General features: G+C 32.9%; 19 protein-coding genes and 2 tRNA genes. 4 read left to right on the forward strand and 17 right to left on the reverse strand.

Annotated elements, in window-relative coordinates; translation table 11 throughout:
* Positions 1-49 precede the first annotated feature (49 nt).
* Complete coding sequence (locus ASC44_RS09445) at positions 50-304, forward strand: acyl carrier protein (RefSeq protein WP_055447354.1); 255 nt, start codon at positions 50-52, stop codon at positions 302-304.
* Positions 301-894 carry a 4'-phosphopantetheinyl transferase superfamily protein gene (locus tag ASC44_RS09450; RefSeq protein ID WP_055447355.1) on the forward strand — a complete coding sequence of 198 codons (594 nt, stop codon included), beginning with the start codon at positions 301-303 and terminating at the stop codon, positions 892-894. Before ASC44_RS09445 ends, ASC44_RS09450 begins: the two co-directional genes overlap by 4 nt.
* A gap of 46 nt (positions 895-940) precedes the next feature.
* Here the strand turns inward: ASC44_RS09450 and ASC44_RS09455 are convergent, their stop codons facing one another.
* The 7 genes from ASC44_RS09455 to ASC44_RS09475 all read right to left on the reverse strand — a co-directional run bounded on the left by ASC44_RS09455 (position 941) and on the right by ASC44_RS09475 (position 7,269).
* Positions 941-2,344 (reverse strand): RtcB family protein, encoded by a 1,404-nt coding sequence (locus ASC44_RS09455; RefSeq protein ID WP_055447356.1) that lies wholly within the window; start codon positions 2,342-2,344, stop codon positions 941-943.
* 407 nt (positions 2,345-2,751) lie between these two features.
* Positions 2,752-3,852, reverse strand: a complete 1,101-nt coding sequence (locus tag ASC44_RS09460) for a slipin family protein (RefSeq protein WP_055447357.1) — start codon at positions 3,850-3,852, stop codon at positions 2,752-2,754.
* 590 nt (positions 3,853-4,442) lie between these two features.
* Positions 4,443-4,504: transfer RNA gene (locus ASC44_RS17925), tRNA-OTHER, on the reverse strand.
* 161 nt (positions 4,505-4,665) lie between these two features.
* Positions 4,666-4,805, reverse strand: a tRNA-OTHER gene (locus tag ASC44_RS17930).
* A gap of 164 nt (positions 4,806-4,969) precedes the next feature.
* The gene (locus ASC44_RS09465; protein ID WP_055447358.1) at positions 4,970-5,512 is read right to left on the reverse strand and encodes a hypothetical protein; all 543 of its coding nucleotides are present in this window, start codon (positions 5,510-5,512) and stop codon (positions 4,970-4,972) included.
* Positions 5,513-5,516: 4 nt separating this feature from the next.
* A complete protein-coding gene (gene prfH / locus ASC44_RS09470) occupies positions 5,517-6,227 on the reverse strand; it encodes a peptide chain release factor H (RefSeq protein ID WP_055447359.1) in 711 nt (236 codons plus the stop codon).
* Between the two features lie 454 nt (positions 6,228-6,681).
* Positions 6,682-7,269, reverse strand: coding sequence for a hypothetical protein (locus ASC44_RS09475; protein ID WP_055447360.1), 588 nt, complete (start codon positions 7,267-7,269; stop codon positions 6,682-6,684).
* 92 nt (positions 7,270-7,361) lie between these two features.
* Between ASC44_RS09475 and ASC44_RS09480 the strand changes: the two genes are divergently transcribed.
* Together ASC44_RS09480 and ASC44_RS09485 are read left to right on the forward strand one after the other, a co-directional pair.
* Positions 7,362-9,083 carry a WYL domain-containing protein gene (locus ASC44_RS09480; RefSeq protein WP_055447361.1) on the forward strand — a complete coding sequence of 574 codons (1,722 nt, stop codon included), beginning with the start codon at positions 7,362-7,364 and terminating at the stop codon, positions 9,081-9,083.
* Between the two features lie 113 nt (positions 9,084-9,196).
* Positions 9,197-10,681: a leucine-rich repeat domain-containing protein gene (locus ASC44_RS09485; protein WP_055447362.1), complete on the forward strand. Its 1,485-nt coding sequence runs from the start codon at positions 9,197-9,199 to the stop codon at positions 10,679-10,681.
* 91 nt (positions 10,682-10,772) lie between these two features.
* On the opposite strand, the gene ASC44_RS09490 is transcribed toward ASC44_RS09485, so the two are convergent.
* From ASC44_RS09490 to ASC44_RS09535, 10 genes are all read right to left on the reverse strand, one after another.
* A complete protein-coding gene (locus tag ASC44_RS09490) occupies positions 10,773-11,681 on the reverse strand; it encodes an ABC transporter ATP-binding protein (protein ID WP_055447363.1) in 909 nt (302 codons plus the stop codon).
* A gap of 69 nt (positions 11,682-11,750) precedes the next feature.
* Positions 11,751-13,199, reverse strand: coding sequence for a TolC family protein (locus ASC44_RS09495; protein ID WP_055447364.1), 1,449 nt, complete (start codon positions 13,197-13,199; stop codon positions 11,751-11,753).
* Entirely contained in the window at positions 13,192-16,443 is a 3,252-nt protein-coding gene (locus ASC44_RS09500; RefSeq protein ID WP_055447365.1) for an efflux RND transporter permease subunit, read from the reverse strand. The genes ASC44_RS09495 and ASC44_RS09500 overlap by 8 nt, the downstream gene beginning before the upstream one ends.
* Positions 16,444-16,468: 25 nt before the next feature.
* A complete protein-coding gene (locus ASC44_RS09505; RefSeq protein ID WP_055447366.1) occupies positions 16,469-17,551 on the reverse strand; it encodes an efflux RND transporter periplasmic adaptor subunit in 1,083 nt (360 codons plus the stop codon).
* Between the two features lie 150 nt (positions 17,552-17,701).
* Positions 17,702-18,112, reverse strand: a complete 411-nt coding sequence (locus ASC44_RS09510) for a hypothetical protein (protein WP_055447367.1) — start codon at positions 18,110-18,112, stop codon at positions 17,702-17,704.
* 142 nt (positions 18,113-18,254) lie between these two features.
* Positions 18,255-20,420 (reverse strand): prolyl oligopeptidase family serine peptidase, encoded by a 2,166-nt coding sequence (locus tag ASC44_RS09515; protein WP_055447368.1) that lies wholly within the window; start codon positions 20,418-20,420, stop codon positions 18,255-18,257.
* Positions 20,421-20,514: 94 nt separating this feature from the next.
* The gene (locus ASC44_RS09520) at positions 20,515-21,504 is read right to left on the reverse strand and encodes an aspartate-semialdehyde dehydrogenase (protein WP_055447369.1); all 990 of its coding nucleotides are present in this window, start codon (positions 21,502-21,504) and stop codon (positions 20,515-20,517) included.
* 162 nt (positions 21,505-21,666) lie between these two features.
* Entirely contained in the window at positions 21,667-22,071 is a 405-nt protein-coding gene (gene mscL, locus ASC44_RS09525; protein ID WP_055447370.1) for a large conductance mechanosensitive channel protein MscL, read from the reverse strand.
* A gap of 95 nt (positions 22,072-22,166) precedes the next feature.
* A complete protein-coding gene (alr, locus tag ASC44_RS09530) occupies positions 22,167-23,273 on the reverse strand; it encodes an alanine racemase (protein ID WP_055447371.1) in 1,107 nt (368 codons plus the stop codon).
* Positions 23,266-23,907 (reverse strand): thymidine kinase, encoded by a 642-nt coding sequence (locus ASC44_RS09535; protein WP_055447372.1) that lies wholly within the window; start codon positions 23,905-23,907, stop codon positions 23,266-23,268. Before ASC44_RS09535 ends, alr begins: the two co-directional genes overlap by 8 nt.
* Positions 23,908-23,947 lie beyond the last annotated feature (40 nt).

The raw sequence follows: 23,947 nt of genomic DNA on the forward strand, positions 1-23,947 counted from the left end.
TGTTGAAGTGTTTCGTTTTTTTTACTAAACTACTAATTGATAAATACACATGACAAAAGAAGAATTAATTGCCAAGCTAAAAACGATCGTTCAGCCTTATATTCAAAATGAAGAGGCGTTTAATAATTTATCTGAAAACACAGATTTTATAAACGATCTAAAAATAAATTCTGCAAATTTAGTAGATGTTATTCTAGATGTCGAAGACGAATTTGATATTAGAATTGAAAATGACGATATGGAAAGAATGGTGTCTGTAAAAGCAGCAATGGATATTGTTAATGAGAAATTAGCAGAAAAATGATAGGCAATGATATTGTCGATTTAAAACAAGCAGCCTTAGATTCTCCCGATAGTTATCCGGATGGCAAAAGGCATCTGCGGTTTTTAGAGAAAGTTTTTACGGTAAAAGAACAAGACCTTATTATAGCTTCGGAAGATAAACACCAAACGGTTTGGTTGCTTTGGAGCATGAAAGAAGCGGCTTATAAAGTGAATGTACAGCAGTTTGGGAAACGATTTTTTAACCCAAAACGGTTGGAGTGTGAGCTTGTTTCTAATGAAAAAGGAATGGTAAAAATTGATATCGAAACCTATTTTACGAGCTCTAAAATAACCGAAGATTATGTATATACTGTTGCAACCTTAAAAGAAGAAAGTAGTTTTAAAACGCATTGTTTTAAAGCGAAGAAATTAAACTACAAATTACAATCTGAAGTTTTAAAACAACAGTTTTTAAAATCTGTTGCTAAAAATAAAAATTACAACCTAAAGACTTTAAAGATTAAAAAATCTGAAGTTGGAGTTCCTAAAGTTTATCGTGACTTAAAAAGGTTGCCTATTAACTTTTCTTTGACGCATTGTGGTCGGTTTTCTGGGTTTGTTTATTTGTGAAAAATAAAAAAGCAGACCAACTAACGTCAGTCCACTTTTCACCTTTCTAAGTTCTACTTTTATTCCTCAACCTCTTCTTATCCCTTTTAACCTTCCAAGGTGCATTTTTCTGAAAATCTCCAGCCATAATACAACCGTAAGGCATCACCTCGTCGATTACTTTACCTAAGTTGTACTCTTCCATTTGGGCTCTAACGCTATTTGCGTTTTTATAAGCAGATGGTAACTCGGTAATATCGATTTCTTTAGAGAAAAACCTAATATCTAAACCTCTAGTTTCTTCTTTAAAGATTTGCATGGTTGTGCCTGTTTTGCTTCTTCTATGTTGTGTTCTACTTACGTTTCTACCAGCTCCATGAGGTGCAAAACCTAAATTGGTTTTAGTTGTATCGCCTTTTACAATTAAAATCGGTTCGCTCATGTTTAAAGGAATTAATCTTGGACCAGTAATATCTGGCATAAACTTAGCGTCTAAAGGTGTTGCACCTTTGGCGTGGTAAAATAAATCGCCATCTTTAAAAACGAAATTATGCTCGTTCCAGTATCTGTTTTCAATTGCAATATCTAAGGTTTCGGCTACCGAATTATGAATCACTTCATGGTTTACCTTTGTCCAATCTCTAATGGTTTGTAAGGCTTCCCAATAGGCTTTTCCTTCTTCGGTTAAAAATGGAATCCATGCGTTTTGTTTCTTTGTTTCTGGCGATAATTCTTTTCTAAAACGTTCGGCAACCTTCATACCTTTTGTGTATAATCTTGCGCCTGGACCTCTTGATCCATGGTGCGTAATCATCATGGTATTTCCTGTTTTTTTAGATTTACCAACGAATAAAAAATGGTTACCATCGCCTTGAGTTCCTAAATGTGATCTCGCTATTTGCAACATATTTCCATCGTTTAAGAAATAGTTGGCTTCAAAAGCTTCTAATAATGTTTTTGGGAATCTAAATTGCGACTCTCTATCTCTTCCACCTGGACCAAAATGTGTATTTGCATGTGCGGCATCTAAAACATCTTTTGGATCTGCTTTACCAAAATCTGTTAACATGACAGAGCAACAAATATCTGCACTGTGCATTCCTGGATGGATGGCGTTTTTTGCTACAGCAACGCCTCCAACTGGGATTGTTCCGTCTGGACCTGCAGGACAAGCATCTGGCATGATTGCACCATCGACTAATGTTGGTGTTTTCATTAAGGTATGCATAGAGTTTACTACTTTGGCAACATTGTCTTTTTCTTCTTCGTTTTCTGCTTTAATGTTTATAGAAAAATTTATTGGACTTTTATGTAATGCGATAGGATCTGGCGATTTAAATTGCTCTAAATATGTGATCATTTCGTCGTCTTCTAAGTTGTTTTCGTTAATGTGTGTAATGGCGTCTTTCATCCATTTTCCTTGTCTGAAACCTAACTCTAATAAGTGGTTTCCTGTTATTTTTGTGTTCATGTTTTCTAATTTCTTAATGACACTACAAATATGATAGTGCGCTACGCGATGTTTTTGCGTAGTTATGTTTAATTATCCTGCAAGGTTTCCAAAACCTTGTAGGTGTGGTTTTTATGTTTATTAAACCTACAAGGTTTTGGAAACCTTGCAGGAGTAAAAGCTAATATGATTCTGCAATACTGAAATAAATTAAGTATGAGCATGTTAAGAATGACAATTATTTATAGCGAGCATACACCGCGTAAGCGATTGATGCGGCATCCTTTTTAAAACGATTTAAAACCTAACATTATTAAGAAGTAGAATTTGGCAGATTGCCACGTACTTTGTCCTCGCAATGACGTTTTAAAAAGATATAGCGGAAAGCGCGACCCAAACCTTTTTTTGGTTTGGGATACGCCATAAGCTTACTTATTTACCGAGAAAATATCTTTTAATTGCTCGATTACATTACCATTTCCAGCCACTGTAATTTCGCCGATTTTATCAGCAATTTTCTCTACATACTCCATTTCTTTTAATTTAAACAACATGTTGTTGTCTTCCATTAATTTTGCGGTGTTTAATAAGCTACGTGTTGCAGCTGTTTCTTCTCGTCTTGTTACCACATTGGCTTGCGCTTTTTTGTGTGCAATTAATACTTGGTTCATGATTTCTTTCATGTCGCCTGGTAAAATGACGTCTCTAATGCCAGCATGCAATACATGGACACCCAGTTTTGTGGCTTGTGCTTTTACATCTTGTAAAACGGCGTTGGCAATGGTTTCTTTTTGCTCTAACAATTCGTCTAAGGTGTAAGCACCAACAAAGGCTCTTAATGCCAATTGCAAGGTGATGTACAATTGCTTTTCGTATTCTTTATTTCGCATTAACGCCGTTTCGATATCTGTAACTTTGTATTGTGCGTAAAAGTTAATACGTACGCTTGCTTTGTCTTTAGTTAACAACTCTTGACCTGCAATTTCTAATTGTAATTGACGTAAATCTGCTTTCGCAATTTTAATGGTTTGATCGTTTCTCCAGAAACGGTATGTACCGTGTTCTACAATTTTTTCGAACGTATCGTTTACTATTAAAATGGCTTTTTCGTATGCGGCAACTTCGAAAACTCTAATGTATTTACTTAATTGTGGTTTGCTGAAAATAGCTTTATCAATGTCTTCTGTAATTTCGATTTTGTTTAAATCTGCAGTTACAAATTTGTAATTGATTAAGGTATTCCAGTACGCATAACGACCAGCTGTTAAAACGCTTTTAAAGTTGTTGTTTTCGTAAACCAAAACAATTTCGTTATCCTTAACTTCTATAATGGTTAACATATTTGCTAAAGCGTTATCTTGAAGTAAGATTTCTAATGCTTTTGGCGTTTGAAATGGTGTGTTTAAAGCGTACTTTATTGCGCATTCGCTAAAGCCTAACCAATGTGTTCCTTGGTTAATTACGCGTTGGTAATTTCCGTTTTTAAATACTAAACCTACGTTTCCTGCATGAATTCTTACTCTTTTCATTTGATTTGTTTTTATTGTTTTTTAATTGTCAAATGGTACATCCATTTTGTGTTATAAACCAAACTACTAACTGTTAGTTATGGATGGTTTATGATTTCTAATTTTTTAGTTCTGATGCTTTTTTTTTATTTCAGAACGATTAAACATTTATAATAAATTTCTCTTCCTTAGAGAATGACTATTTTTAGTAAAACAAAGCGAAAGAAAATCATCTTTCTGACTACGGAAATACAAGCGATTTTTAAAGTGTTTTATAGATCGTTTCTATTTATGATTTATTAGTTTTTAATGTGCATTCACATATTTTGTAATAAATAAACCCTTAAAAAGGAAACACAAAACGGCTTTTAATACTACTGTATCTCAAGGTGTTTTCTGGACTGCTTTAACAACAAGTTGTTTAGACTTAAAAGTATTTAACAACAAGTTGTTTAAGCGCATTCGCTTTCACTTTGTTTTTGCCGATTTAAGTGCGACTCACTTGGTGGTCTTTTTTAAAAGTTAACCTTCTTTTTCTAAAGATGGATTTTGAGTCCATTTCAAACTGTAACCTAAATACAGCGCGTCTACCAATTTCGCCACTAGACCTTCTGATCTAGGTAGGATTCGAACCTACACTTGTTCTACTGCTTTACCGGACTTAGCTACTTCAAATTAATGAAGACAGGATTCGAACCTGTGTAAATAGAGTGAGACCATTTTTTGGATAACAGTCAAACCTTCAAGTCAAGTTGAACATAAAAACCTCATGCCAATTGGCAAGGATTTATGCAATAGTGCTATACCGAAACACTTAACAAGACTCGCTTGATGTGGAAATAGTAGGACTCGAACCTACATGTTCATGATGAAATCAGATTTTAACTCAACTTATCTATTTTATTAAATAGGATTCGTTGAATGCTTAAAAAAGCATTTCAGTCTGACGAGCCAACCAATTGCTCAATATTTCCATTTTATGAGATTCTTCGCTTTCGCTCTGAATGACATTTTTACTAAACTCCACCAGCTTCATTATCTGGTGGAGCACTACTTTTAAAGTCTGATTCCAAAAGACTTCTTATTAATTACTCTGCAAATATTTCGCACTATTGCGCAATGTTTTTGCGTAGTTAAATTATTTTTTATTTTTCTTTATTTTTTTCTTCGTTTTACTGTTAGCCATTTTCTTTTTGTTTGATTTTACCTTGTCTTTTATTCTGTCTATTTCAGAAACTATAAAACTTGTATAATCGTTATTGTAAGCAAATTGTTTTGCTGTTTTTAATGCTTTTAAGCTTTTTTTGTATGCTTGTTGAGTTTCAAATAGTTGTCCTTGTAATACCCAAACTTGACTTTTACCTAAACCTTTTACGGTAAAGGCAAAGTCTATTAATTTTTGAGCTTCTTCGAAATCTTCATTCCATATTAAAACAAAAATGTAGTGTTTGTACACTTTTAGAAAATCCATTTTATTAGCCAAAGCTTCAGCGTAATACTGTTTTGCTTTTTCGTAATCGCCAAATTGTTCGGCTTGTAAACGTCCCATTAAATACAAAGCGTAAACATTTTCGCTTTCGTAGGACAAGGCATAATTTAGATTTTCTACAGTTTCTTCTAGTTCGTATGGATAAGCATCTATGGCTTTAAGCACGTAATTGTTTAACAAATTCGTGTTCATTTTTTTAATTATTTAATTGTTCGCGCAATTCGTTTTTTAATGCGGAACGTTGTTTTTTGTAATGTTTTACAATTCTGTTTTTCTTAAAATCTGTGCCTTTAAAAACTTGTACTGGATTACCACGTTGTAATGTTAAGTGGTTTTTCCATTGGTCTTTTATGCCAGATTGTAAGGCTTCTAATTGTAGCTCTACTACTTTTTCTTGTAAGCGCGCTCTTGCTATTTTTTTGTTTTGATGTTGCGAGCGACTATCCATAACCAATACTTGTGTTTTTGTTGGTAAATGCGTCGCTCTAATAGCAGAACTCACTTTGTTTACATGTTGTCCTCCTGGTCCAGAGCTTCGTGTGGCTTGATAAGCAATGTCTCTTTCTAGAATTTGAAACTGTTCGCTTTTTCTTATTTCGTACAAGCCGATAAACCAGTTTTTACGCTTGTTTTGAGGTCTAAAAGTTGAGGTTCCAATCCATTGTATTGTTCCTGTCCATTGACTTAAAAATCGACTCAGATTTTCTGATTTTAATTGAATTGATACCGATTGTAATGTTCTGTTTTCAATACCTTTTTCTCGATGTAATATTTTATACTCTATGCCTTTGTTGCTTGCAGCTTCTAAAAAACGTTTTAGAATTTGAGCGACAACCCAACAACATTCTGCTGGACCTCGACCTGAGGTTATTTGTACTATTTTAGTATTTATTAATGGTTTTCCCATGGTGTATTATTGTTGATATCTAACAGAACTTGGTATTTTAAGTATTGCTAGATATTTTGTTTAACGATAGCATATGGCACTTCTATCCTTGACTGAATTCAGTTTAGGAAAGATTAGCATGCAGTATGCATCTTAGTTTTGTAATTGCTATTTTGGAGTTTTTTATTAGCAGGCCTGCTAACTATTTAAAACAAAAAACCCGAAACAGTTTTTAAATTGCTTCGGGTTTTCTATTTATAAAATTGAAAAGTTTATCTAACGATAATCACGAAGCATCACAAAAGGCAGTATGCCTTTAGGATCGTTTTGATATGTTATAAATAAACTCATGGTTTCTAATTTTTAATTCAACTTCTATTTTGGTTGAAATGCGTTGCAAAGATTTAACTTTATTTTCGACTTTTCAAAATTTATTTTTTATTTCCTTGAAAATCAGCTTGCATAATACGAAGTATTATATTTTTTTGAAAAAAGCAAGGAATTTTTGTTTAAAGGTTGATTTTTCTGTTTTTTGAACGGTATATATAGTATTATCAATTGTGTTTTCTTCATTTATAAAACCTATTTTTTCTTCTAATTTTGCGTAAGAATTAAATTGTTTTAAAATATCATTTGAGGTATATTCTACAATATGATTTAATTCAATTTCATCGTAAACTCCAATGTCTAATAAATCGAAATCACAATACAAATAGTATAATTGGTTTTGAATAATTGAATCTGTTTGGAAGTTATAATAATTACTAAAATTTTTCAATATTAAAAAAGACTCTTTTGATGTTTTTGAATGTTTGAGTTTTGTGTATGTGTTCATTACTATAAATTTTATAAGCTCATTATTTTCAAAGTGTAGAATTAGAATGTTTTCAAATTTTTTAAGCCATTCTTCATTTTTATAATTAATTGAAATTAGGTCGAAATAAAATGAATTTATATTTATTTGACGCACAAATTCTTCAGAACCATACAACCAATTTTCAAATTCTGAAACGCTTATTTTTTCAGTTAAAACATCAAATATTTTTAATTTTAAAACTTCCATTGTTTCTAATTTCTAACAAATATTAGACGCAAATACGCAATCTTTTTGCGTACTAATTTTTTTAGTATAAATTAGAGGATAAATCTTCTAAAATGGCAGTCAATAAAAACGCATTAATTCGATATAAAACCATAGATAAATGTCTTCAGAATAAGTTTAGAGAATGGACGCTTAACGATTTAATTGAAGCAGTTTCCGATGCTCTTTACGAATATGAAGGTAAAGATGTAGATGTTAGTAAACGTACTGTACAGTTAGATTTACAAATGATGCGTAGCGATAAATTAGGTTATAATGCGCCAATTATAGTTTACAATAGAAAGTATTATAAGTACGATGAAGATGATTATAGTATTACTAACAGTCCAATTTCTAATCAGGATTTAACGAAATTATCTGAGGCGGTTTCTTTTTTAAAACAGTTTCAAGGTTTTTCGCATTTTGAAGAATTAGGTAGTATGGTTCAAAAACTGGAAGATCATGTTCACACTCAAAAAACACAGGAAAAACCATTAATAGATTTCGAAAAGAATGACAATTTAAAAGGATTAAGATTTTTGGATGTTTTGTATCAATTCATTTTAAATAAACAAGCCATTGAAATTACGTATCAGTCGTTTAAAGCGAGACAAGAAAACACATTTACTTATTACCCATATTTACTAAAAGAATTTAGAAACAGGTGGTTTATTATTGGGAAAAGACGAAAAAATGAAGGCTTAATGAATTTAGCATTAGATAGAATTATTGCTATTGAAAAGAGTGAAAAACCTTTTGTGTATGATCCTGAATTTAATTCGGAAACCTATTATAAAGATGCTATTGGTGTTTCTGTTAGTCCGCAATTAGAAACAGAACACGTTTTATTATATATAAACCATAAACAAGCACCTTATGTGTTAACGAAGCCTTTTCATCATTCGCAAAAGGAAGTAGAAAAAGATAATTATGGTGTTACTATTTCTTTAGATGTGCAACTTAATTTTGAATTGGAAAAAGAAATTCTTGGTTTAGGTGAAGGTATAAAAGTTGTTGCTCCAGAGCGTTTAAAACGTCAGATAAAAGAGCGATTATATGACGCTGTAGACGCTTACGAAACAGAGATTAATGATAAAAATCTACGTACGATTGCAAAACGATTGGAGTACAAAGGTTTCGGTTTATTAAATCAGGTATATACTAAGCGTGATATAAGAAAATTGAAGGCAAGGTTTGATAATTATATAAAGCAGAATAACGAGCAAGCTTTTGGTATGAGAGAAGTGCTTAAAAAGATGCCGGAATTAAAAGAAATCCTGATTAATAAGAATTTTAAAAAACTGATAAAAGCTATAGATAAAGATGCTTTTTTAACGAAAGCGATATATTTTGATAAATCGCCAAGTGATAACTGGTATGTAACTTGGCATCAAGACGTGCCAATAAATGTATTAGAAAAAAAGGATGTAGAAGGCTTTGTATCTTGGACTAATAAAAAAGGAGTAGTAAGTGTTTGTCCTCCAGAAGCGATTTCTAAAAACACCTTTTCTATGCGTATTCATTTAGACGATACCACAGGCAAAAACGGTGCTTTAAAGGTAATTGCAGGTTCGCATAACAAGCGCTTATCTGACGATGAAATACAGTTAATTAGCACTAATTCTATTCCTTTTGTAAGTGAAATAGCAGCAGGTGGTGTGCAATTATTAAAACCATTGTTATTACATGCTTCGTCTAAAACCACGGTTCAAAAAAGGCGTCGTGTTTTGCATTTAGAATTTTCTTCTATTGAGTTGCCTAATGGGTTGGAGTATGCGGAGAGAGAAGATTTATAAGCGTATTTCTAAGTGGATGATTGTCTCTTTTTAAAACATAAGAAAACTCTCACCTATCTGAGAAAATGTTTAACTTAGCCCGTCAATAATTTTTAAATTTAAAAACAAACGTTATGAAATCAATTAAAGTATTAACCATACTACTATTAACACTACTATTTGGATGTAGTGGAGACGATGATAGTGTCTCACAAAGTTCAGGAAAGCAAATAACAAGTTTTCAGTTTTTATTGTCTGATAACCCTTTTGATGAAAACATTATAAGTGATATAGACGAAAGCAGTAAAAAAATATACTTCACTGTACCAGAAGGAGCAGAAATAACAGCTCTATTGCCAGTTGTTCAAGTGTCTACAAATGCGATTTATTCACCACAAGGCGCGCAAAATTTCACAAGTCCTGTAGTTTATGCAGTTACAGCACAAGATGGTACAACAGCTGATTATACTGTAAGTGTTGTTTTGTCGGAAATTAATATTTTAAAGGCTATTTATAATGCGAACCCAAACAATACTTTGGATTGGGATTTAACTTCTAACGATTATGGAAACTGGACAGGTGTAACACTTGATACTCAAGGAAAAATTATTGAACTAGATCTTGAAGGTAAGAATTTAGAAGTTTTACCTCCAGAAATAGGGCAGTTAATTAACTTAGGGAATTTGTATTTAAAAAATAATAGTTTAGTTGTATTGCCTCCAGAAATAGGGCAATTGACTAACTTGTATTCTTTGTCTTTATGGGAAAACAGTTTAACTGAATTACCAGCAGAAATAGGGCAATTGAGTAGTTTAGAAGAATTAGATTTAGATGATAATAATTTAACAACATTACCGTCAGAAATAGTACAGTTGAGTAGCTTAAAGACTTTATGGTTTGATAGTAATAGTGTAGTTGCTTTACCATCAGTAATATTTCAGATGAATAACTTAGAAGTTTTAGGTTTAGCAGATAATGGTTTAACGACATTGCCAACAGAAATATTGCAATTGAACAACTTAAGAGAATTGTATTTGGCGAATAATAGTTTTAATACATTTCCACCAGAGATATTGCAAATTAGCAACTTAGAAAAGTTAAATATGGCCAATACCGGTTTAACTATATTACCATCAGAGATAGGGCAACTAGTTAATCTTACAGACTTAAGGTTAGAAGGAAATAGTTTAACAGCTTTACCATCTCAAATAGAGCAATTGAGTAACTTAACAAATTTAGTATTAAATGATAACAGTTTAAGTACATTCCCGATAGAAATATTCGAATTGAGTAACTTAGACCACTTATGGTTAAATAATAATGGTTTAACAGCTTTGCCATCAGAAATAGGGGGACTAACTAATCTTACAAACTTAAGATTAGAGAGTAATAATTTAGTTACTTTACCTCTGGAAATGGGTCAATTGAGTAACTTAATTGCTATACATTTAGCAGGAAATAGTTTAGTTTCTTTACCTACAGAAATAGGTCAGTTAACTAATCTACAATATTTACAACTAGTAAACAATCAATTAACATCAATACCACAAGTAGTTTGCGATTTAGAAACTAATTATGGGACTCAAATAGTTAAAGATGCTGGTGTTGTTTGTGAATAAAGAGCTAAAAAAGTAATTTCCAAAGCCAGTACTGTTTTAGTGCTGGCTTTTTTTTATAGACTTATTATAATTATAAATTTTAAGAACAATTTTATAATTTTTTAAGAAAAATACTTTGTTTTTTTTCTAATGAACATTCGTTTTCAAAAAACACAATGTCACCATCCAAGTCCGCTTCAATTAAATAATGATTGCCTTTAAAATAGCTGTTTTTTACAATTGCTTTTAAGTCTGATTTTTCAACAATTTTTAATTGATGTGCGTAAACAATAGTATCATTTATTACATTAAACTCACCAAAAAACGAAGCAATTAAAGGTGTTTCTGGTGTGTTGTATAATTGTTCAGGTGTGTTATAAGCTTCAATTTTATTGTCGTTTAACACCATCATTTGGTCTGCAAAACCTAAAACATCTTCTTTGTCGTGAGAAGCAACAATACATGTAATATTTTTATCTTTTAAATACTTAAAAATATTACGACGTAACGATTGTTTTTTAAAGTTGTCGATGTGGCTAAATGGTTCGTCTAGTAACAATATTTCGGGTGCATTTGCTAAAGCTCTTGCTAAGGCAACTCGCTGTTTTTGTCCGCCGCTTAATAATTTAACCTTAGTTGATGCTAAATTTGTGAGTTCTACAACTTCAAGAAGCTCTGCAGTACGTTCCTTTTTTTCTTCTTTATAAAAGTTTGAAAGATGCTGACCAATATTTTCTGCTACCGAAATATAAGGTTCTAGTTCAAACTCTTGTGCAACATACTTCATAAAATCATAACCAATAACAAGATTGTGTTTTGGACCAAGGATTTCTTCTTTTTTCCAGAATACAGTCCCTTTGTTTAAATCGTATTCTCCACGAAGTACTTTTAAAAGTGTGCTTTTTCCACAACCACTTTCACCTATTACTGCAAGATACTCTCCGGGCTTTACTTTAAAAGAAAGGTCTTTTAAAACGGGTGTTTTTTTGTAAGAAAATGAAAGGTTTTTTACGTTTAGCATATTACAAAAATAACACAAAAAAAACCGCTCAACTTATTGAGCGGTTTTAAATTTAGTAAATAGTTTGAGTTAATTCCAACCGCCACCTAAAGCTTGATACAGTTTTACGTTAGCTAATAATTGGTCGCGTTTAGTTTCTATAATTTCTATTTTAGAATCTAATGCTTCGCGTTGTGTTAGCAACACTTCTGTGTATTCTGCTCTTGCAGATCTAAACAACCTAAGAGATAATTCTATAGATTCTGTAAGTGCTTGTACTTGGTCTTCTTTAAGCTGATAACTTTTTTTAAGATTATCTACATTAGATAACTGATTTTGAACTTCCATAAACGCATTTAAAATGGTTTTTTCGTATTCAAAAACAGCTTGCAGTTGTCTGTCATTAGCATTTTTATACTCTGCTTTAATCGCATTTCTATTAATTAAAGGGCCTACCACATCTCCAACTAAATTGTATAATAAAGATTCTGGAGTGCTTGTTAAATATTTAGGTTTAAAAGCTTCTAATCCAACACCGGCTTTAAGACCAATGGAAGGATAAAAATTAGCTTTAGCAACACTTACATTTAATTTTGAAGCAGATAACTCATATTCTGCTTGTCTAATATCTGGACGATTAGCTAATAACTGAGCAGGGACTCCAGAAGACATAACATCTACCGTAGTGGTTATAAAATTATTAGAGCTTCTAGTTATGGTTTGTGGATAACGACCAACCAAAAAGTTAATCAAATTTTCTGTTTCCACTATTTTTTGTTGAATTAGAAACTTGTTACTCTGGTTTTTATAAACATCGGCTTCAAAACGTCTTACGGCTAACAATGTTGCTCTGGCGGCTTCTTTTTGAAGTTTTACCATTTTTAAAGCTTGTTGTTGAATCTCTAAATTTTGTTCGATAATTCCCAACTGATTGTCTAATGCCATCAGCTCGTAATATGAACTAGCAATTTCAGTAACCAATTGTGTTACCATAAAATTCTTACCTTCAACTGAAGCTAAATATTCTAAAACTGCTGCTTTTTTTCCGTTTCGCAGTTTTTTCCAAACATCCAGTTCCCAAGAAGCTGTAAGTCCTGCTGAAAAATTAGTTAATGGTTCTGGAAATTCTTCACCTTCACGAATGTCTAGATGTTTTTCTACTGCACCATTTCTAGTATATTCTCCTGCTTTCTCAACTTCAGCGCCAGCAAAAGCACTAACAAATGGAAGATACTCACCTTTTTTGGCTTGTATCTCGTTTTTTGCCATATCTACTTGTTGCAGCATCATATTTAACTCTTGATTGTTAACTAATGCAGTGTCTATTAAAGCGACTAAATTAGCATCCGAAAAAAAGTTTTTCCATTCTATGTTAGCAGTGTTAGTGGTGTCTGCTGTCTGGCTTTCGTACTGCTCAGGAACCGTTTTATTTTCTTCTCTAACGTTTCTAGTTGGGACACAAGAATACAAGGAAACTAATGTTAAAACACCAACTGCATAGAGCTTTCTAATCTTAATATGTTTTTTTATATTATTCATCTTTGTTTCTTTTACTTAGTTTTTTAAATAGACTTTTCAGTTTACTTATTTGTTGAGTATTCTCTTTTGTTTGCTGATTAGGATTTTCACTATTTCTAATCATTTCTTCAGATAAAGGCTCATGAGACTCGTCTTTAATAAGACTTTTTCCTTCAGCCATTTTTGCGAAAATGTAGTACAAACCAGGAATAATTAACACACCACCAAGTGTACCAATAAGCATTCCTCCTAAAGCAGAACTACCAATAGTTCTATTGGCAATTGCACCTGCTCCTGTTGCTATAATTAACGGAATTAATCCTGCGATAAAAGCAAAGGACGTCATTAAAATAGGTCTAAATCTTGCTCGAGAACCTTCAATTGCAGCTTCTAGTATTGTTGCACCTTCCCGTTGTTTTTGTACTGCAAATTCTACAATCAATACTGCGTTTTTACCAAGTAACCCGACCAGCATGATAACACCAATTTGGGCGTATACATCGTTGGCTAATCCCATAGATTTTAATAGGAAAAACGATCCAAAAACACCAACAGGTAGGGATAGAATTACAGCAAATGGTAATAAGAAACTTTCGTATTGTGCGGCTAAAACAAAATAGACAAAAATTAATACGATAATAAAAATATAAGTAGATTCATTACCTCTACTTGCTTCGTCGTAAGACAAGCCTTCCCATGCAATGTCGTAACCTCTTGGAAGCTCCTTTGCAGCAACTTCTTTAATGGCGTTTATAGCATCACCACTGGTAAATCCTGGTGCAGGTAAACCTCTAATTGAGGCAGAGTTGTAAAGGTTATAACGTGTAATTTCGTTAGGGCCTAGTTTTTTGTCGATGGTCATAAACGCAGAATATGGTACCATTTCACCTTCTTCATTTTTAACAAAAAGTTTTTCTAAATCAGATGGTAAACGTCTGTATTCTGGTCCTGCTTGCGTGTATACTTTAAAGAAGCGACCAAAACGAATAAATCCTTGTTCGTAAGTACTACCAATTAAAATATTTAAATTTTCCATTGCTTTACCAATACTAACGCCTTTTTGCATGGCGATTTTATTGTTTATTTTTAATTGGTATTGTGGATAATTTGCAGAGAAAAAAGTAAATAATCCCGTTAGCTCTTTACGTTTAGATAAGGCTTCAATAAAGCTATTATTGATCTCCTCAAAATGATGATAATCTGTAGAGTTTGTTTTGTCTAATAAACGTAGAGCAAACCCTCCAGAAGATCCAAATCCAGGAACAGCAGGTGGTTCAAAATACTCAATAACAGCTCCTAAATCTTTAGTTTCTTCTTCCAGCTCTTCCATGATTTCGTGTACAGAATGTTCACGGTCAGACCACGGTTTTAGGTTAATTAAACAAGTTCCGGCGTTAGATCCGCGACCTTCGGTCATAATCTCATAACCCGCTAAAGAGGATACCGATTGTACGCCTTCCGTTTCTTCGCAAATTTTTTGAAGTTTTTTAGCAACTTCATTGGTACGTTCTAACGTAGCTCCAGGAGGTGTTTGGATAATAGCATAAATCATCCCTTGATCTTCATTGGGTATAAATCCAGCAGGAAGCACTTTGTTGGTTACAAAAATTCCGACACAAAAAGCAATCAATATTCCAAAGGTTACAATACGTCTGGCTACAATTTTATTAAGGATTTTTACATAGCTTCCAGTTAGTTTTTCGAAACCATTATTAAACCAATTAATAAACTTATCGATTAACGATTTTTTTGCTTTTCCATGATTGTTTTTAAGTAAAATAGCACATAAAACAGGTGTTAAGGTTAAGGCTACAATTGCCGAAATAACAATAGATCCAGCCATTGTGATAGAGAATTGTCTATAGAAAACGCCGACAGGACCTGACATAAATGAAATGGGGATAAACACAGAAACCATAACCAATGTAATGGCTATAATGGCACCACCAATTTCGCCTAAAACTTCAGAAGACGCTTTGTAGGGCGTGAGGTGTTCTTCCTCCATTTTAACATGGACGGCTTCCACGACGACAATAGCATTATCGACGACAATACCAATGGCGAGTACTAAAGCAAATAGGGTTATTAAGTTAATGGACAGTCCAAATAATTGCATCACAAAAAAGGCTCCAATTAACGAAACTGGTACAGCTATAATTGGAATTAACGTCGAGCGCCAATCTCCTAAAAATAAAAAGACCACAAGAGCAACTAATATAAAGGCATCTCTAAGGGTATGTAATACTTGCTCTATAGACGCATCTAAAAAGTTAGAAACATCATAACTAATTTGAAAGTCTACATCAGGAGGAAGTTCGACTTCTAATTCTTTTAATTTTTCTTTTACAGCATCAATAACATCACTACCATTACTCCCAAACGTTTGTTTTAATACGATGGATGCAGATGGTTTTCCGTCTAAATTAGAATAAATATCAAAAAATTCGCTCCCTAGTTTTACGTCGGCAATATCTTTTAATTGAATAATTTCTCCTTCTTTATTGGCGCGGATAATAATCTCTTCGTATTGTTCTGGTTCGTTATATCGGTTTTCATAGGTTAATACATACTCTAAAGATTGCGAGGTCATCCCGGAGCTTCGACCTAAACGACCTGGCCTGGCAAGAATACTTTGTTCTTCCATGGCTTCTAAAACTTCTTCTGCCGAAATATTATATGCACGCATACGATCTGGTTTTAACCAAACACGCATAGCGTATTTTCTACTTCCTAAAATTTGTGCACTGGCAATTCCTTTAATACGTTGTATTTCTGGTATAACTTTGGTGTATGCGTAGTTGTACAAAAATTTCTCGTCATTGTTTTTATCTGAGCTAGATAGATTGACGTACATCAACATACTAGGTTGCACAGGTGATATAATAACACCTTCACGTTGCACTAATTCGGGTAGTAGTGGCATCACTTGATCTACACGTGTTTTTACCCTAACTACCGCTTCGTTTGGATCTGTGCCTGGTTCGAAAATTACACGAATGGTTGCTTCACCAGCACTAGTGGCATCAGAGGCAATATAACGCATGTCTTGCACACCATTTATGGCTGTTTCTAATGGTATTAATGTGGAGTTTACTAATACTTCTGAACTAGAACCTGGATACGCAATAAAAATGTTTACGGTTGTTGGTGCTATTTGTGGGAACTGCGATATCGGGAGTTGCTTAATGGCAAGTCCTCCTAAAAATAGGATGATAACCGAAATGACAATAGCCAGAACGGGTCTTTTTATAAATTGTTTAAACATGTCTTTTGTAGATTAAATTCTAAAATTATTCAGCGTATAAGTCTAACTCAGACATTACTTTGTTTGGTTCTAAAAACTTCGTTTCTATTTCTTCGTTGTTTTTAACCATTCTAATACCTTCTAATAAAATAGTGTCGTTTTCGGTAAGTCCTTCGTTGACAATAAATAGATGAGGTAATTCTGCACCAATAGTAATTTCTTTTTGCTTAACAACATGGTCTTTGTTTACAACAAAAACATAGGTTTTATCTAAGATTTGAAACGTTGCTTTTTGAGGAATTATAATAACATCTTTAAAAGGAACACTCATTAAAATACTACCTGTTTCACCATGTCTTAAAATACCATCTGGATTAGGAAATGTTGCTCTAAAAGCAATGTTTCCTGTCTCGCTATTAAATTCTCCTTCAATAGTTTCTACAATTCCTTTTTGGTTAAATTGCTTATTGTTCGCCATTAATAGACCAACTTCTTTTTTAACATCTTTGTCTGTGCTGGTAATGTAATCTAGATATTCTGCTTCTGGTACGTTAAAGTATACCCACATTTTACTGTTGTCAGAAAGCGTAGTTAACAATTCGCCTTCGTCTAAAAGACTACCTTCTCTAGCTTCAAGATGATCCATAATCCCATCAAAAGGCGCTGTAATTCTAGTAAAACCTAAATGTGTTTGTGCTAAAGAAACTTCAGCATTAGCTTTATCTAAATTAGCATTTGCCATGGCTAATTCGTTTTGAGAAACAACGTTACCATCAGCCAATAGTTTTGTGTTTTTTAGTTCGATTTCTGCTGCGTTAGATTCTGCTTTAGCCTTCTGTAATTCTGCTTGATAAATGTTGGGCATGATTTGGAACATGGCTTGTCCTTTTTTAACATGTTGTCCTTCGTCTACAGAAATATGTTTTAAGTAGCCTTTCTCTAAAGCTCTTACCTCAATATGTCTTATTGAGTGTATTTGACTAACATAATCTTTGGTTATAGTGGTGTCTTTTTTAATAGGATTTGTAACAAGAAAAGCAACATGCTCTTCTTTTTTTTCTTTTTTAGTTTCGCAACTTGTATGAAATAGACATGCGAATAAACCCATGAAAATGAATATTTTTTTCATAATTTTTTATTTGAAGTAAATTGGTAAAATAAAATGTGATTGTAGCCAAACCTTGCAAATAGAGGATAGGTGTGGCTGTTTGTGTTATATTAATTAGTGTGATGTAGTAGCAAATCGATAGAAATTTGATTTGCAAAAAAGAAAGTATTATCAGATTATGAAAACTGATAGTCTAACATGAAGCTTTGTCGAAGGTTGACAAAACGTATAGGTGAAACTGTTAACCTCTTTTTGAAGTTTAGAGGATAGATCGCTTAATAATTGTGCTTCAGAAAAAGTTGAAATATAACTACTAAACGTTTTAATTGTAGTAGAAACAGATTCTTCATTTTCTACTTCTTCGGCTTCTGTATAATCGAATAAAAGCTGAGTGTCTTCATTTTTTTGAAAAGAAAATAAAGAAGAATTGTTTGTGTTTAAATGAGCTGAAACTTCAGAATTATCATTACTGCTATAGTAATAATCACCGTTTTCAATAGTGGTATTTGCGTATGTATTAGTAAGTCCTGCTAGTAACAAGACTACTGTTAACGCGAAATATTTACTGAAGGTGTTTTTCATTTCGAAGGCAAAACTATACCAATAGATTTATAATACCAAAATAAAGGTTACTTTTTAAGTGTTCTTTAAGAAGAAAACTAATTTATAAATAAAAAGACCTGTATGCTTTTTAAGGTTTACAGGTCTTTGCTTTATTGTTGTTTTAATCTTTAAACTCGGTTTTCATTTTACTTGGTAATACATCATAGCCCATATTAAAAAGCGTAAAACCATAAATATCTGCAGCTTGTTCTATGGTTTTGCTTACAGGTGTTCCTGCGCCATGTCCAGCATCTGTTTCTATTCTAATTAAAGTTGGGTTTGTGCCAGATTGTTTTGCTTGTAATTCTGCAGCAAATTTAAAACTATGTGCAGGTACAACTCTGTCATCATGATCTCCAGTTGTGACTAAAGTTGCAGGATATTGTACGCCTTCTTTAACGTTGTGTACAGGAGAATAACCTTTTAAATATTCGAACATTTCTTTGTTGTCTTCTGCTGTTCCGTAATCGTAAGCCCATCCAGCTCCTGCAGTGAAAGTATGGTAACGTAACATGTCTAAAACACCAACTGCTGGTAATGCTACCTTCATTAAGTCTGGGCGTTGCGTCATGGTTGCACCAACTAATAAGCCACCGTTTGATCCACCACGAACTGCTAAGTAGTCTGATGATGTATATTTTTGACCAATAAGGTATTCCGCAGCAGCGATAAAATCGTCGAACACATTTTGCTTTTTTAATTGTGTTCCTGCATCATGCCATTCTTTACCGTATTCTCCACCGCCACGTAAATTAGCTACAGCATAAATACCGCCTTGTTCCATCCAAACTGCATTTGTAATACTAAAACTAGGTGTTAAACTAACGTTGAATCCACCATAACCGTAAAGAATTGTTGGATTTTTACCATTAAGTTCAAGGCCTTTTTTATGAGTGATTATCATTGGTATTTTTGTACCATCTTTTGAAGGGTAAAACACTTGTGAACTTTCATAATCGTCAGAATTAAAGTCAATATCTGGTTTTATAAATAAAGTTGAAACTCCCTTTTCGATATCGTATTTATAAATACTTCCTGGTGTAACATAGTTTGTAAAAGAGTAGTATAATTCTGTTTCTTCTTTTTTAGATCCAAAACCTCCTGCGCTTCCAATACTTGGTAATTCTACTTCTCGTACTAATTTTCCGTTATAATCATATTGAAAAATTTGAGAAACAGCATCTACCATATAGTTTGCAAAAAAGTAACCACCAGCTGTAGATGGATTTAATACATTTTTAGTTTCAGGAATAAAATCTACCCAGTTTTCTGGTGTTGGATTTGAAGCATCAACGGTAACTATTTTCTGGTTTGGTGCATTTAAATTTGTGACTAAAAATAATTTTGAATCTACATTTTCTAAAACATATGTGTCGCTATCTGTGTTACCAATAATTTCTACTAAAGGAGCATTAGCTACTGTTAAATCTTTAATGTATAATTTATTTCCCGATGTTGAGGTGCGAGGAGAGATTAATAGGTATTTATTGTCTTCTGTAACACTACCGTAAATGTATCTGTGTTTTTCTTCTGGAGTATTACCATAAATAACTTTATCGTCTTTTTGCGATGTTCCTAGTTGGTGGTAATATACTTTATGTTGATCTGTTTTTGCAGACAACTCACTGCCTTCTGGTTTATCGTAACTAGAGTAATAAAATCCTTCGTTTTTATACCAAGACATCCCACTAAATTTCACATCTACAATGGTGTCTTCAATTATTTCTTTAGTTTCTGTATCCATAATCATAATCTTTCTCCAATCGCTTCCGCCTTCTGAAATAGCATAGGCTAGTATTTTTCCGTCTTTAGAAAAACTTGTGCCACCTAAAGAAGTTGTACCATCGTCGCTAAATCCATTTGGGTCTAAAAATACAGTTGCGGTTTTTGAATCTTCACCTGTTTTATATCTATAAATAACATATTGGTTTTGAAGTCCAGTATTTTTGTAGAAATAAGTATAATCTCCTTTTTTAAATGGAGCACCTATTTTTTCGTAGTTCCATAGTTTGGTCAATCTGTCTTTTAATTCATTACGAAACGGAATATTATCTAGGTAGCCATAGGTTGTTTTGTTTTGGTTTTTAACCCAATCCATAGTTTCTTCACTTCTATCGTCTTCAAGCCATCTGTATGGGTCTTTTACCTCTGTGCCAAAATGATTATCAATAACATCGCCAGTGTTAGTTGTAGGATAATTTAATATAATTGCTTCTCGTTCTTTTTTCTCTTCTTTACAAGACATAAATATTGAAAGTGTTAATAAGCAAAGTGCTAATTTTTTCATGGTTGATTGTTTTAATAAGCATAAAAATAAACAAAAAAAGTGCTTACATAATTATGTAAGCACTTTTTAGAATGTTTATTATTGTTAGTATAATTTATACTAAATTATTTTTTACTAAATATTCTGCTATTTGTACTGTGTTTGTAGCAGCTCCTTTTCTAAGGTTATCACTAACAACCCATAAGTTTAATGTATTAGGTTGAGAACCATCTCTACGAATACGACCAACAAAAACATCGTCTTTTCCATTGGCGTATAAAGGCATTGGATATTCGTTTGTTTCTAAGTTATCTTGTATTGTAATACCATCTGTTTGGGTAAGTAATTGTCTTACTTCAGCAACATCAAAATCATTTTCGAATTCAACATTTATAGCTTCACTATGTCCGCCGGCTGTTGGTATTCTAACAGCAGTTGCTGTAACTGCAATAGTGTTATCGCTAAGAATTTTTTGAGTTTCACGAACCAATTTCATTTCTTCTTTGGTGTAACCATTCTCTTCAAAAACATCACAATGCGGAATGGCGTTTCTGTGAATAGGGTAGTTATAAGCCATATCTCCTTCTATTCCGGCCATTTCATTTTCTAACTGTTTTACAGCTTTAACTCCAGTTCCTGAAATAGACTGGTATGTTGAAACTACAATACGTTTAATTTTATATTTTTTATGCAAAGGTGCTAGTGCCATTACCATTTGTATAGTAGAGCAATTAGGGTTTGCAATAATTTTATCTTCTTTAGTAAGTTCTCCAGCATTAATTTCTGGAACAATTAATTTTTTAGATTGATCCATTCTCCAAGCCGAAGAATTATCGATTACTGTAGTACCAACTTCTGCAAATTTAGGAGCCCATTCTAGAGATGTGTTTCCTCCTGCTGAAAATAAGGCAACATCTGGTTTCATTGCAACAGCATCTGCTAAACTTACAATAGTAAACTCTTTATTTTTAAAGGTTACTTTTTTACCTACAGAACGTTCTGAAGCAACAGGAATAAATTCTGTGATTTCAAAATTACGTTCTTCTAATACTTTACGCATGACTTCTCCAACCATACCTGTAACACCAATAACTGCTAATTTCATAAATAATAAATTTTTTCAAAAAAATATAGTTAACAAAGCTATAGTATTTTAAATAGCTTGTGTTTAAATGCGTATTAATTTTTTCGTAAAAATTTGGCATAAAAAAAACCGATTTTGCATTACAAAATCGGTTTTTCAGATAATATTTATAAAAAATATAGATTACTTTTTTAAAGCATCTCTAATTTCCATTAATAATTGATTATCAGATGGTCCAGATGGAGCAGCTGCTGCAACAGGTTTTTTAGTTTTATTGTATGCTTTAACAAGTAAGAACATTACAAAACCAACAACAAGTAAGCTAATAATAGTGTCAATCCAAGCACCATATTCTACCGCAGCAATACCTGCTTCTTTGGCAGCAGCAACAGTTGCGAATACTTCGTCTCCAGGAGTCCAGAATTGGTCAGAGAAACTTTTTCCTCCAGTTACTAAACCAATAAGTGGCATAGCGATTTTAGATACAAATCCATTAATAACTGCGCCTAATGCACCAGCCATAATTACAGCAACAGCGAAATCAATCACGTTTCCTGTCATAATAAAATCTTTAAATTCTTTAAGCATAATTTTGTTTTATTTAATTAGTTGATATTAACTTTTGTTAAATTTAGTTAAAATTTTAACAAAAGGCTCTAAATAGTAGTGTGTAAAAAAGTCTATTATCGACAAAACACTCGTTTTACGCGTTGAGATACTGATGTTAGTAATTCGTAAGAGATCGAGTTTATGCTAGCAGCTAAATTTTCAGCAGAGTGTTCAGGGCCAAAAACTATAACTTCATCACCTTCTTTACAAGGTATATTTGTAACATCAACCATAATCATGTCCATACAAACGTTACCTGCAATAGGTGCTTTTTCTCCATTTATAAAAACAAATCCTTTTCCATTTCCAAAGAGTCTATTAATACCATCTGCATGGCCAATAGGTAAGGTTGCTGTTCTAGTTTGCTCTTTAGCTATAAATGCACGATTGTAACCCAAGCTGTCTCCTTTTTTTATAGTGTGAATTTGAGAAATGCTTGTTTTTAAGGTTGCTATTGGTTTTAGGCTCTTATTAATCTCAGGGTTATTGCCAAAACCATATAATCCAATTCCACATCTAACCATATCAAAATGTGCTTTTGGATAGTTTAGTATTCCAGAGGTGTTACTTTGGTGCAGAAGCGGTTGGTAACCTAAGTTATTTATCATCTTTTTTGAAATACGCTCAAAGCTTTCAATTTGATTTATTGTAAACTCTTTTTCATTTTCATCTTCACTTGCTGCTAAATGCGAAAAGAGAGATTTTACTTTTGTTGTTTTTGAAGTTTTTAAGCTGTTTAAAATGTTTTCAATTTCAGATTCAGTAAAGCCTAACCTATTTAAACCGGTATTAAATTTAATGTGAATAGGATAGTTTGATTGTTTTAAGTTTTCAGCTACAGCTATAAACTCATTTAAAACACGTTGAGAATAAATACTTGGTTCTAGGCAGCGTTCTATAATTACTTTAAAGTTTTCTGGTAAAGGGTGTAAAACTAAAATAGGTGTTTTTATTCCAGCATCTCTAAGTGCAATACCTTCGCTTGTATAGGCAACAGCAAAATAATCTACATTTAAATCTTCAAGATACTTTGCTATTTCTGTAGCATCACTTCCGTATGCATAAGCTTTTACTACGGCTAAAAATTTGGTATTACTTTTAAGTTTAGATTTTATAAAAGTAACATTATGTTTTAAAGCGCTTAAGTCAATTTCCAGAATGGTTTCCTGAGATTTAAGCATCTTTATCTTTAAATTTTAGCTCTTCGGCATCATTCACTTTCATGGTTTTTACTTTTTCACCTGTGACTGCTTTGTAGTATGCTGCGCGACTTAAGGGTTCGTATTCTTCGGTTTCACCTAATAATACAAGGTCCTCACTATTATTCTTTCTATAGCTAAATTGTGCTAGGTTTCCTGTACGAGTGCAAACGGCATGTACTTTGGTAACATACTCAGCCGTTGCCATTAAATTAGGCATTGGGCCAAATGGGTTGCCTTTAAAATCCATATCTAAGCCTGCAACAATAACGCGAATACCTTTGTTTGCTAGATCGTTACAAACGCGTACAATCTCGTCGTCGAAAAACTGAGCTTCGTCAATACCAACCACATCGCAACCATCTGCTAGAATAGGGATATTAGCCGCCGCAGGAACTGGTGTAGAGCGAATTTGGTTAGCATCGTGAGAGACTACCATTTCATCATCATATCGCACGTCTACTGCTGGCTTAAAGATTTCTACTTTTTGCTTTGCAAACTGAGCGCGTTTTAGTCTTCGAATGAGCTCTTCGGTTTTTCCAGAGAACATGGAACCGCAAATAACTTCAATCCAACCAAATTGTTCTTTTTGATTTACTGTATTTTCAAGAAACATTTCGTAATTTTAACACACCAACAAGATAAATTTCTCGTTG

This window comes from Lacinutrix mariniflava (genome assembly GCF_001418015.1).
Lineage (GTDB): Bacteria > Bacteroidota > Bacteroidia > Flavobacteriales > Flavobacteriaceae > Lacinutrix > Lacinutrix mariniflava.